The 3,560-nt window shown below is 35.2% G+C and carries 3 protein-coding genes; 2 read left to right on the forward strand and 1 reads right to left on the reverse strand.

Annotated features, from left to right (window positions below):
- Nucleotides 1-1,143 precede the first annotated feature (1,143 nt).
- Both H0V01_02880 and H0V01_02885 read left to right on the forward strand, forming a co-directional pair.
- Nucleotides 1,144-1,482: a type II toxin-antitoxin system RelE/ParE family toxin gene (locus tag H0V01_02880; protein MBA2582314.1), complete on the forward strand. Its 339-nt coding sequence runs from the start codon at nt 1,144-1,146 to the stop codon at nt 1,480-1,482.
- A 6-nt stretch (nt 1,483-1,488) separates the two neighbouring features.
- Nucleotides 1,489-1,779, forward strand: coding sequence for a helix-turn-helix transcriptional regulator (locus H0V01_02885; protein MBA2582315.1), 291 nt, complete (start codon nt 1,489-1,491; stop codon nt 1,777-1,779).
- A gap of 728 nt (nt 1,780-2,507) precedes the next feature.
- Here H0V01_02885 and H0V01_02890 read toward each other — a convergent pair.
- Nucleotides 2,508-2,933 carry a hypothetical protein gene (locus tag H0V01_02890; protein MBA2582316.1) on the reverse strand — a complete coding sequence of 142 codons (426 nt, stop codon included), beginning with the start codon at nt 2,931-2,933 and terminating at the stop codon, nt 2,508-2,510.
- Between the last annotated feature and the right edge of the window lie 627 nt (nt 2,934-3,560).

Genomic DNA, 3,560 nt, shown 5'->3' on the forward strand with positions numbered 1-3,560 from the left:
TTTTTTTGTGGGCTTGCAAAAATAAAATGTGGCATTTTTTGCGTTGGCAATTTTAATATTTTGCGGGGAGGAAAAAAAACAAAGTACGAAGCGAAGGGCTGCCCTGAACGTTGAAAATTGCAGAAAAGGTGCTCATTGAAAAAGGCTGACTGTCTAGTCAAATTGCAGCGGTGCGCTATGCTTTTAGTTAACGGATTGGGCATATATTTAGGTGGCACTTGAAAGCATTGTCTATTACACTTTACACAGGTGCAATAGAAAGCATAGGAGTTTCACCTTGCACCAAGCCTGACACTTGAATATATGCCTTGTTATCATTAGCTTTTCTTCTGTCAATTAACTTTAAAACTAAAATAAGAATTATGGAAACAAACAATAAAATTTTAGGATTTATTCTACTAATAGAATATCCTAATTGCCGTAAAAAAGTAGGTTATTTTGAACCATTTACCTCTGGTCAATTTTTAAAATATCCATTAATATGGAAACCAATTTATAAGTAGTATGGAGGCGAGGATAGAAATATTAAATAGATTATCGGTAAAATACGGTAAATGTTTTCTTGTTGAAGATTTTGAACAGCTACTTAAACTTTGCGATACTATGACAGTAATATTAGTTGTCAGATTAGCAATGGCTGAATATTCAAACCAAAGCAGAAAAAACAATATCATATCGAGGCCAGAAAGTTGATGATAACGTTTCCTGCATACCCGCAGGTGGGGCTGGTTTGCAGCGTTTCTGTCCCCCGGCACGAAAAGTAATAGAAAGCAATGACTTTTCAAAATGCACCAAGCACCCCACTTGAGGGTATGCAGTGTTAGCCGTTGGCATTACCCACTTGTCTAGAAAGTTTGCATTACTTTCGAATTGCAGAACGTTTCTAAACAGTGACAGGTGCAGAGCGCGGTTGCGTGTTTCACTTTTTTTAAAGAGGGGAAAAAAAATAAACTTCTTCTTCTTTTGGGAGAGCCGAAGCTTATTTGCAATTTTGGGTTTTGAGGGGAGCTTGAGTGAATTGTGAATATGCTTTGGCTGTGAGACGGTCTTACAAGCCCGTCTTAGAATTACAACAGTTTCAAATATTCTCATTAGACCTAATAAATATTTGCAAAATTGTAACTTTTAAGTTACCTTTGTTCAATGGAAATAATTAGAGAAGTTATAGCGTATAAGCACTATTTTGAAGACTTCCTTAAAAAACAACCAACAAAAGTTCAAGATAAAATCTTCAAGGTAATTGAAGCAATAGAAACCTTAGAACGAGTTCCTTCTAATTACCTCAAGGCGATGGAAGGAACAAATGGTCTTTATGAGGCCAGAATTCAACTTGGCAATAATATTTGGCGAGTTTTTTGCTTTTTTGATAAAGGAAAACTGGTTGTACTTTTAAATGGTTTTACCAAAAAGACACAAAAAACACCAACAAATGAAATTAAAAAAGCGTTATTATTAATGAAAGAGTATTACGAAAATAAATAATCGACTATGGAAACTAAAAGCTGGAAAAAAATAAAAGATTCTGTCTATGGAAAAAAAGGAACCGATAGACGTGATGAACTTGAGCGCGAATTTGAAAGTTTCAAAATAGGATTACTTTTAAGAAAAGCACGCGAGGAAAAACACTTAACACAAGAACAACTTGCAGATCTTGTTGATAAGAAAAGAACTTTCATCTCAAGAATTGAAAATAATGGAAGCAACTTGACATTAAAAACCCTTTACGACATTGTCGAAAAAGGTCTTGGTGGAAAAGTGAAAATTTCAATAGAATTATAAATAATATTAGTATTTCAATAAATATGGCCCTCTGCTAAGGAGTTTATACCACAGCCTATTTTCATGCTCTTAGAAATATATTCAAAAAATTCGTAACAAAGAAAGCAGGAATTTGGGTTGGCAAAATTGCTCTTTTTATTTTTCTGTGGGTTGATTTTTGTGATTTGGAAAAAATAAAATGTGCAATTTTTTTGGGTTGGCAAGTTTGTTTTTTTGCGCGGGGATAAAAAAAGTGAAGCACGAAGCGATGGCCTGCTTCAAGTGTTGAAAATTGCACAAAAGTTGCTCAATGAAAAAGGCTGACTGTCCCGTCTGTCCCACCGGTGCGCAATGCTTACAGCTAACGTTATTTGCATATACGCAGGTGGCGATTATTGCACCGAACCAAAAACCGCGAGCAGCAAAGTTAATAGAAATTCCAGGCTTTGCAATAGAGCACCTAGACCGCCACTTGAGGATATGCAATGTTAACTGTTGGCGTTTCTCACCTTCTTAGAAAGTCACGATTACTTGCGAATTGCAGTGTAACGTCAATGAATAGTGACAGGTTTTCTGTGCGGCTGCGTGTTTAAATATTCTTTTGTGGGGGGAGGAAAATTAAAATTCTTATTTGGGAGAGGCGGAAGCTGATTTACAATTTTTGGTTTGAGGGATGGATTGGTGTGAATTGTGAATTTGCTTACGACTGTGAACTGGCTGAGCCCTTAGTTTTATCTGAGTCTGTGATTTTATTTTGACCTATATGTAAATGCGACTGAATTGTTATTATTTAATGAGTCAGGAGGTATTAAATAAAAAAGATATTTACCACTTTTTAATTTTGCTCTTGCATCAATTAATCCTAATGGATTACAAATTGACAAAAAAGATTTATTATCATAATTTAGCATAAAATAAACTAAGTAATCTGGATTAAGGATCGTTTCTTCCATCGTTTCTTCATCATTATTTAGATTGTAATACTTATAACTATATGGATTCCCTACAGAACTAAAGACTTCTAATGTGTCAACGATAAATCCTGTTTTATTAATTATTTTTATAGTGGCAGTTGTGTCCTTCTCTTTTCGGCAAGAATATATAGAAAAGAGAAACATAAAAATGAATGTTATGATTAGAGTTAGTCGCATAGTATTAGATTCATTAAATGCCATATAACATATATTAAAACAAACTTACTACTTATTTTTGGATTTATTTCTAATTAAAAAGCAGGAACTTGGGCTGGTGAAATAGCTCTTTTGCTTTTGCCATGTGTGTTGACTCTTGTGCTAATGGGGCAAAAGCAAAAGTGCTATTTTAGCGATGGCAATTTTAATTTGTGGGTGGGGGAAAAGAATATTTAAGCACGAAGTGATGGCCTGCTTGAGGTGTTGAAAGTTGCACAAAAGATGCTAAATGAAAAAGGCTAAGAGTCTCGTCAGTCGCAGCGGTGCGCAACGCTTACAGTTAACGGTATTTGGCTATACGCTGGTGCGGATTACAGTACCGAACCATATATTACAGAGCAGAAAGAAAATAGAAATCAAAGGCTTTACAGTAGAGTTACATAGACCCGCACTGGCGATATAGCCAATGTTAACTGATGGCCTTTCCCACTTATCTAAATGACTACGATTAGTTGTGAATTGCAGTGTGACGCCAATGAATAGTGATGTAATCGGTAAATAGCAATACACAACTTTTGGTAAATAAGAATACACAGAAAATGGAAACAAGAGTGCACAGCTTTTAAACTTCAAAGGGGGTACCCCCTTTGAAGTTTAAAAGGATATTTGTCG

Source organism: Bacteroidota bacterium (assembly GCA_013696965.1).
GTDB lineage: Bacteria > Bacteroidota > Bacteroidia > JACCXN01 > JACCXN01 > JACCXN01.